The following is an 8,649-nucleotide window of genomic DNA, read 5'->3' on the forward strand; positions in this document are numbered from 1 at the left end:
GAAGCAATCGTAATGAAGAAGAGCCGGAATCGGGTACTGGGATGCTATCTCATATAGCATCCCAGTACCCGATTCCGGCTCTTTTTGCAGCAACGGCGTGCACGCCTCGCTTCAAACGCCCAACAATGACCGATTTGTTTTCTATGTCGCACATATTAAGCTTGTCATATCTTATCATTCATCTCATGCAGCCAGCAGCCATCCGCTGGCCAGTAATGCTACATCGCCGCTCTCGCCCTTGTCAGTAAAGTAGATAGCGGGCGGGGAGCCGTGTGGCAGATGCGCAGGTGCAAGCGGAAGAGGCGGAGAATCCTTTCCGTAGCCCTTATCCTGCGGAATGCAAGCCGCTATCGGCGCGCATTCCGGAGGGTTAGGGATACGTGAAATAGTCGGAGCCTCGGACGCATCGGAGCAGATGCCACCCGGCTCCCCGCCCGCGTCCCACTTTAATCATAAACTAGTAGTTCCCCAGCTCACCGAGATATTTGTCTATTTTCTTCAGCCGCCGTTCAATGCCTTTCACCTTATGGCTGATCGTGTCCAGAAGTGCTTCGGCTATGAACTGGGGCGCCACGAGGGAATTGAAGAAGGTATTGCTGTCTACAGGTACGGTGAACAGGACGGTGGCATATTGTGCGAGCAGGGCACTTGGCTTGTCTGTTACCACAATAATCTTAGCACCGACTTCATAGGCCATCCTGACGGATATCTTATCTATAGAAGAATAACGAGGGAAGCTGAATGCGACGACACAGTCATCCTTCGAGATATTGCACATATGGTCCACCGGACTGATGGACGTGGAATTAGTCATCTCTACATTAGGAAGCATATGCTTCAGGTACAGGAGGAAATAGTCGCCAAGACAGCTGTTGCCTCGGGAAGAGACAATATATTTCCTTTTGCTTGATATGATGGCTTCCGCGGCTTCCTCAAAAAGGGCCGTGCTGTTGTTGACAAAGACCGATTCCATATTCTTGGCCGTATTTTTAAAATGTCTGTTGATATAGTCGGAGCTAGTATCCAGCTTGGCACGCTTGGCCACCCTCTGTGAAGGAACTGTTATGGAGCTTGAAATGCTGAGCACTTTGTCCTGGTAATCTTTGCGCAGACTTTTCTGAAAATCCATAAAACCGTCAAAGCCAAGAGAACGGCTGAAACGTATGACAGAGGATTCACTTACACCAAGCTTTAACGCGATTTCGGTGGAGGTCATGAAACAGGCATCAGCAGAATTGTCCAATACATATCTCGCAATCATCTTTTGTGTTTTGGTGAGATTGGCATTGTTAATAGTTTCTCTTAATTCTTTCATACTATGTCCTCCGAAAGCATACGTATTTCTATCTTATAATTAGATTTAATCATGAAAAACTGAATTTTGCAAGAATAAATTGTAAATACAACTGACATAAAATTAACACAATTAAAAGTTTTTGTGAAAAAAATAACTTTTATTGAATATTATTGACGGCTGTGATACTATAATTTTAGAGACAAATGAATAATATTCTTCACAAAACTAGGAAGGTGAAAAATATTGTTCACGAAAAGTCAATGCCGACGCATGGCAGCCAAACTAATATAATTTTTAGTACCAATAGGAGGTAAAACAAAGTGAAAGTAGGATGCGTAAAAGAGATTAAGAACAATGAATTCCGTGTAGGTATGACACCTGACAACGTAAAGAGTTATGTAAATGCAGGTCATGAAGTTTACATCGAAAAGGGAGCTGGAGCCGGTTCCGGATTCATGGACGCTGAGTATGAAGCAGCGGGAGCTAAGATGATTGACGCTGCTAAAGAAGTTTGGGATACCGTTGATATGATGATCAAAGTGAAAGAGCCATTGCCGGAAGAGTACCCATTATTCCACGAAGGACTGATTCTTTATACATATCTTCATCTCGCAGCTGACAAGCCGCAGACAGACGCTCTTTTGAATGCAAAGGTTAAAGGTGTTGCTTACGAGACATTGATTGAAAGAAACGGAAGTATTCCGCTTCTTGCTCCTATGAGCCAGATTGCAGGACGTTTAAGTATCCAGGAAGGTGCTAAATATCTTGAGAAGACATTTGGCGGAGAAGGCGTTCTCCTTGCCGGCGTACCAGGAACACCAAAGGCTAATATCGTTATCCTCGGCGGCGGTTCAGTAGGAACCAACGCTTGTAAGATAGCAGTTGGTATGGGCGCTAACGTAACAATCATGGATATCAACCTTCAGAGACTGGCATATCTGGATGATATCTTCGGAGCACGTATCCAGACATTAGTATCTACAGATGCTAATATTGAAAAAGCAGTGAAAGAAGCTGACCTCGTAATCGGTTCCGTACTGATTCCAGGAAAAGCTGCACCAAAACTCTTCAAGAAAAAATATCTCAAAGAGATGAAACCAGGCGCTGTATTCGTAGACGTTGCTGTAGACCAGGGCGGATGTGGAGAGACGACGAAGGTTACATACCACGACGATCCGATTTACGAAGTAGACGGAATCGTACACTACTGTGTAGGCAATATGCCAGGAGCAGTTCCGAGAACATCTACGATTGCACTTACAAATGCTACGTTAAACTACGGCCTGCAGATTGCGAATAAGGGCCTTGAAAAAGCTTGCTCAGATAACGATGTTATCTACTCTGCAATCAATACATATGATGGAAAGCTCACATGTAAGAACGTTGCAGACAGCTTTGACTGCTATGACTATACAGATATCAAATCTTTATGGTAATCGGTAATTGACTTTTCCAAACTTAATTCCTTCAAAGTTGCAAAAGGACTTACGGCTTCGGCCGCGAGTCCTTTTAAATTGTCAGAAAATGGGAAGAATTTTGAAAGGGGTCAGACCCCTATGGCCATAGGGGTCTGACCCCTTTCAAAATTTACACTTGCAGACAATTTTTATGTGTGCTAAGGTGTATATAACAAAAGACACAGTAAGAAAAGGTGATAATATGCTGATAGAGATTGATTTTAACAGTGACGAAGCGTTATACATCCAGCTGCGCAACCAGATTATCATGGGGATTGCCACAGCGACAATCCACGAAGGAGATCCGCTTCCTTCTGTTCGCCAGCTTGCAGATACGATTGGCATCAATATGCATACGGTAAATAAGGCGTATAGTATACTGAAGCAGGAAGGTTTTATTCAGCTGGACCGCAGAAGAGGTGCAGTGATTGCTATTGATGTCGATAAGGTGCAGGCGCTGGAGGAGATGAAGCGGCAGCTTCAGATTGTCCTTGCGAAAGGAAGCTGCAAGAACATTACGAGAGAAGAAGTCCATGAGCTGGTGGATGAGATATTTGAGGAGTATTGTTAACAGCTAATTTAGATTGGAAAGGAGTTATGATGCCATTTCCGGCATCATAAGCAGACAGCATGAATTATACAGAACAGGCCAATGAAGTATTACAGATTGCAAAGACGATAGCGAGGGAGCTGGACCATCCTTATGTTGGGACAGAGCATCTGCTGCTCGGGCTTAGAAAGGTGTATACCGGCGTTGCCGGACAGGTTCTGGCAGCCAACGGAGTAGATGAGGAAAATATATTGAAAGTGGTGGATGAACTTGTGTCGCCGGTAGGCAATACTACAGTTGCGCATAATCCGGATTTCAGCCCGAGACTTCAGTATATCCTGGAAGAAAGCAAAGGAGAAGCACTCCGTTTCAGGTCGCCCGATATCGGTACGGAACATCTGCTGCTTGCACTTTTGAAAGAAGTTGACTGTGTGGCGGCACGGATCCTGCTGACATTAGGCATCAGCCTTCAGAAGCTCTATCAGGATGTGCTTGCGGTGCTAGGGGCGGATCCGAAGGAGTATCAGGAAGATCTTATGCAGGAAAGCGGCAGAAAAAAGGAAGGGGTACTGGAACAATACGGCACAGATCTTACAGCCGAGGCAGAGGAAGGCAAACTGGACCCGGTGATAGGAAGAGATGCAGAAATCAGCCGGCTGATGCAGGTCTTAAGCCGGCGTACGAAGAACAATCCGTGCCTGGTAGGAGAGCCGGGTGTTGGCAAGACTGCCGTCATAGAGGGACTTGCGGCGCGCATAGCGTCGGGCATAGTGCCTGACAGCATGAAAGAGAAAAGGATACTGACGATGGATCTGGCAGGGATGATAGCTGGTTCCAAATACCGCGGGGAATTTGAGGAAAGGATGAAAAAGCTGATTCAGGAAGTAAAGGCGGCTGGGAACATCATTCTCTTCCTGGATGAAGTGCATACGATTATCGGCGCGGGAGGTGCGGAAGGCGCCATGGATGCCTCTAATATACTGAAACCATCTCTGGCAAGGGGGGAACTGCAGCTCATTGGAGCTACGACCATAGTAGAATACCGTAAATATATTGAAAAGGACGCTGCACTTGAACGTAGGTTCCAGCCGATTACGGTCGAGGAGCCTACAGAAGAGCAGTGCCTGGAAATCCTCCGAGGACTGCGTTCCAGATATGAGGGGCATCACCATGTGGCGATTGATGACGAGGCTCTTAAAGCTGCGGTACGACTTGCGGACCGGTACATCAGTGACAGGTTCCTGCCGGATAAAGCTATCGACGTGCTGGATGAGGCATGCTCTAAAGTAAGCCTGAAAGGGTTCAAAGTGCCCGACAGCATCTTCCAGCTCGAAGCTGAAATTGCTGAATTGATGAAGAAGACAGAAGACGCCGTAAGACAGGGGAATATGCAGGATGCATCTGCGCTTCATAGAGAGCAGGAAGATGCGGAAAGAAAACTTAATCAGGTCAGGAGACGCTTTCAGAGACGAAATGCTCAAAAGGAGCTCTATATAACAGAAGAGGATATTGCGGATGTAGTGTCTGAATGGACGAAGATACCGGTCCAGCGTCTCGCCGAGTCTGAGAGCGCAAGGCTGAACAAACTGGAACAGACGCTTCACAAGAGGGTCATCGGACAGGAGGAAGCTGTCACGGCAGTGGCAAAGGCAATCAAAAGAGGCCGCGTAGGGTTAAAGGATCCGAAGAGGCCAATAGGTTCCTTCCTATTCCTCGGGCCGACAGGCGTCGGCAAGACGGAGCTGTCCAAAGCATTGTCGGAAGCGCTGTTTGGAAATGAAGAGTCGATGATCAGAGTCGATATGTCAGAGTATATGGAAAAGCACAGCGTAGCAAAGATGATTGGCTCTCCTCCGGGTTATGTCGGCCATGATGATGGGGGACAGTTAAGTGAACAGGTCCGAAGACATCCATACTCAGTCGTATTGTTCGACGAGATTGAAAAAGCCCACCCGGATGTATTCAATATATTGCTGCAGGTACTCGACGACGGACACATTACAGATTCCCAGGGCAGAAAGGTCGACTTTCGCAATACGGTCATAATCATGACATCCAATGCCGGGGCACAGGCAATCATAGATCCGAAGAAGCTTGGATTTAATGCCAGAGAAGACGCTGCCGGAGACTACAAACGGATGAAGGACAATGTGATGCGTGAGATTAAGCTGATTTTCCGGCCTGAGTTTGTGAACCGTATCGATGAGATAATCGTGTTCCATCCTCTCACGCAGGATGAGATGAAGAAGATTGTGGGCCTTATGTGCCGGGAGTTTACGAAACGCGCCAAAGAACAGCTTGATATTACGATAATGGTCAGAGATTCAGTTAAAAAGCATATCGTTGAGACTGGGACGGACGAGAAGTTTGGCGCGCGGCCACTGAGGAGAGCCGTGCAGAATCAACTGGAAGACCGGCTTGCGGAAGCGATACTTTCAGGTGAAGTCGCGAGGGGTTCATCGGTAGAAATCGGAATGTCTAAAAAAGATATTAAATTTATTTCAAAGACTACAAATTAAAACGGATTTGATATATAATAGGGGTACAAAAGAAGAACCTTAGGAGGATAAAATCAATGGCAGCAGTGAAAGAGCTTTTGAAGGCTGAAGCAGACGGGACACTTAGTTTTGGGGACTACACGCTGGACAGTAAGACAAAGCTGGATGGATTTGAATTTCAGGGCGACTTATACAAAGTGAAGACCTTTTCGGAGATTACAAAGTTAGAGAAGAACGGTATGTTCGTATATGAATCCGTTCCGGGAACAGCAGTGGAGAGCTTTAAGGCGACAGAGGAAGAAGTATCATTCAAAGTATCGGGAACCCAGGACGCGCAGTTTACACTTGAGCTGGAAGCAGACAGCGAGTACACTGTATATATGGATGGAGCCGATGCAGGTGATATGAAGACGAACCTGAGCGGAAAGTTGAGTGTCAGTGCAGAACTGGAGCCAGATAAATGTGTCGAGGTGAAAGTGATAAAGAAGTAGTGCTGAAAGATTACCAACAGTTCAGCCCCCTGTGGAGGCAGGGGGCTGGATTTTTTGTTACATAGGAAACCGCGTTTTCTGTGTAACAAAAACCCTCCGGGGGAAGCCCGATTGCGCGAAGATGTAGTATGCCGCAGGCGACCGCGCTCGGCGCTAGAATGTGCCAAGGCACATTCTTTATTTTAAAACGGGGAACATTGTTCTGACATCAGGAAGAGAGAAATCTAAGGCAAAAGAGGAGAGAATAAATGGCAAAGGGAAAAAAGAGCATATTTTTCTGCCAGAACTGTGGACATGAAGAGAGCAAGTGGCTGGGCCAATGCCCGGCGTGCAGGGAATGGAATACGTTTGTAGAGGAGAAGGTTGCATCGGTCAAACAGGGCAATGCAAGACAGTTGAAAGAAGCCGATGTGGTCGCGCTGTCCGGCGTTTCCACAGAGGAACAGGACAGAGTCAGGACAGGCATCGATGAACTTGACCGGGTACTTGGAGGAGGGATTGTTCCAGGTTCCCTGGTGCTTGTTGGAGGAGATCCCGGAATCGGCAAATCTACGCTGCTGCTTCAAGTGTGCCAGAAATTGTCCGAGGACAAGGAAATCTTATATATATCCGGTGAGGAATCGCTGGCTCAGATAAAGCTGCGCGCAAACAGGATGGGGGAGTTCAAGGACAACCTTCTTCTTCTGTGTGAGACGAATCTGGAGCTTATACGTTCGGTGATAGAAAAAAGGCGCCCCCAGCTGGCAGTTATTGATTCCATCCAGACGATGTACAGCGAAGAAGTTACTTCCGCTCCGGGCAGCGTGTCACAGGTGAGGGAATCCACGAATGTATTTATGCAGCTTGCGAAGGGATTGGGTATATCCATATTTATAGTGGGACATGTGACGAAGGAAGGTACTGTTGCCGGGCCGAGGGTACTGGAACACATGGTAGACACCGTACTTTATTTTGAGGGCGACCGCCATGCGTCCTACCGTATATTACGCGGAGTAAAGAACCGGTTCGGTTCTACGAACGAGATTGGCGTATTTGAGATGAGGCAGGACGGGCTGCAGGAAGTGGCGAATCCTTCGGAGTATATGCTGAGCGGACGGCCTGAGAATTCTGCTGGCTCGGTCGTGGCTTGTTCCATGGAGGGAACGAGGCCCATCCTTATAGAAATTCAGGCACTTGTATGTCAGAGTAACTTTGGCATGCCGAGAAGGACTGCAGCCGGTACGGATTACAACCGTGTGAATCTTTTGATGGCCGTTCTGGAAAAAAGGGTTGGACTTTCCATGTCGAGTTATGATGCCTATGTCAATATCGCAGGGGGCATTAAGATGAATGAACCGGCTATAGACCTCGGAATTGTTATGGCCCTCGTCTCAAGTTACAAGAACAGGCCGATGGATGAGAAGATGATCGTGTTTGGCGAGGTGGGACTGAGCGGCGAGGTGAGGGCGGTCAATATGCCGGAGCAGAGAGTTGCGGAGGCGAAGAAGCTAGGATTTGAGACGTGTGTGCTCCCCGAAGTATCCAGAGAAATGGTTCGGGAAGTGAAAGGAATACGGATTGTCGGAGTAAAAACGATTAATGAAGTAATGTCAATTATTTAGTCATCGTAAAAAACGGAAAAGTTATAAAATATGTGTTGACAATTAACGACATGTTTGGTATTCTATTATAGCTGTCGCTTGAGAAGATAGTTGACAAAAACTTGTTATAGTAAAGACAAAAAAGTTGTTGACAAGGGCTTGCAACATGTGGTAATGTTTAAAAGCTGTCGCTTAAGAGAGCGAATAATTATAAGAAAAAAGTCGTTGACAAATAACGACAGATATGGTATCTTATAGAAGTTGCCGCTAATGATGGCAAACAGCAAAAGAACCTTGATAATTAAACAATAGACAACGACCCTGAAAATTTCTTGTAAAGAGAAAAATTCAGAACGGACATCGAAAGAGATGTCAACCTAAAAACAGTAATAACGGGATAGGATTAGCGAGCAGTTAATCCTGACCGCGATTGAACAAGGAAGCTTCCGCGATGCTAGGCTCGGTGAATACCTCGCCAAGCCATCGGGAAGCGTCTCGACGCTAAGGCCTGTGAGAGACCAGGCCAAAGCTTTTAAGACGAGAGTTTGATCCTGGCTCAGGATGAACGCTGGCGGCGTGCTTAACACATGCAAGTCGAGCGAAGCGCTCTGTTCAGATTTCTTCGGAATGAAGAGCATTGCGACTGAGCGGCGGACGGGTGAGTAACGCGTGGGCAACCTGCCTCACACAGGGGGATAACAGCTAGAAATGGCTGCTAATACCGCATAAGGCTACAGAGCCGCATGGCTCGGTGGCAAAAGCTCCGGCGGTGTGAG

Annotated in this window: 6 protein-coding genes and 1 rRNA gene; 6 read left to right on the plus strand and 1 reads right to left on the minus strand. The window is 46.9% G+C overall.

The features are described 5' to 3' along the window. Positions 1-457: 457 nt before the first annotated feature. The gene (locus HMPREF0980_RS17415) at positions 458-1,315 is read right to left on the minus strand and encodes a MurR/RpiR family transcriptional regulator (RefSeq protein WP_049730334.1); all 858 of its coding nucleotides are present in this window, start codon (positions 1,313-1,315) and stop codon (positions 458-460) included. A gap of 302 nt (positions 1,316-1,617) precedes the next feature. Here HMPREF0980_RS17415 and ald point away from each other — a divergent pair, with 302 nt between their 5' ends. The 6 genes from ald to HMPREF0980_RS17445 form a co-directional block, all read left to right on the plus strand. Further along, entirely contained in the window at positions 1,618-2,733 is a 1,116-nt protein-coding gene (gene ald / locus HMPREF0980_RS17420) for an alanine dehydrogenase (protein WP_049730335.1), read from the plus strand. Between the two features lie 223 nt (positions 2,734-2,956). Continuing rightward, positions 2,957-3,325: a GntR family transcriptional regulator gene (locus HMPREF0980_RS17425; protein ID WP_049730357.1), complete on the plus strand. Its 369-nt coding sequence runs from the start codon at positions 2,957-2,959 to the stop codon at positions 3,323-3,325. A gap of 59 nt (positions 3,326-3,384) precedes the next feature. Beyond that, positions 3,385-5,823 carry an ATP-dependent Clp protease ATP-binding subunit gene (locus tag HMPREF0980_RS17430; protein WP_049730336.1) on the plus strand — a complete coding sequence of 813 codons (2,439 nt, stop codon included), beginning with the start codon at positions 3,385-3,387 and terminating at the stop codon, positions 5,821-5,823. Positions 5,824-5,879: 56 nt separating this feature from the next. Continuing rightward, positions 5,880-6,293, plus strand: coding sequence for a hypothetical protein (locus HMPREF0980_RS17435; protein ID WP_049730337.1), 414 nt, complete (start codon positions 5,880-5,882; stop codon positions 6,291-6,293). 248 nt (positions 6,294-6,541) lie between these two features. Next, complete coding sequence (gene radA, locus HMPREF0980_RS17440; RefSeq protein ID WP_049730338.1) at positions 6,542-7,894, plus strand: DNA repair protein RadA; 1,353 nt, start codon at positions 6,542-6,544, stop codon at positions 7,892-7,894. 512 nt (positions 7,895-8,406) lie between these two features. Beyond that, positions 8,407-8,649, plus strand: a 16S ribosomal RNA gene (locus tag HMPREF0980_RS17445); the annotation flags it as partial.

It is taken from the genome of Dorea sp. D27, from assembly GCF_001185345.1.
Taxonomy (GTDB): Bacteria; Bacillota; Clostridia; order Lachnospirales; family Lachnospiraceae; genus Extibacter.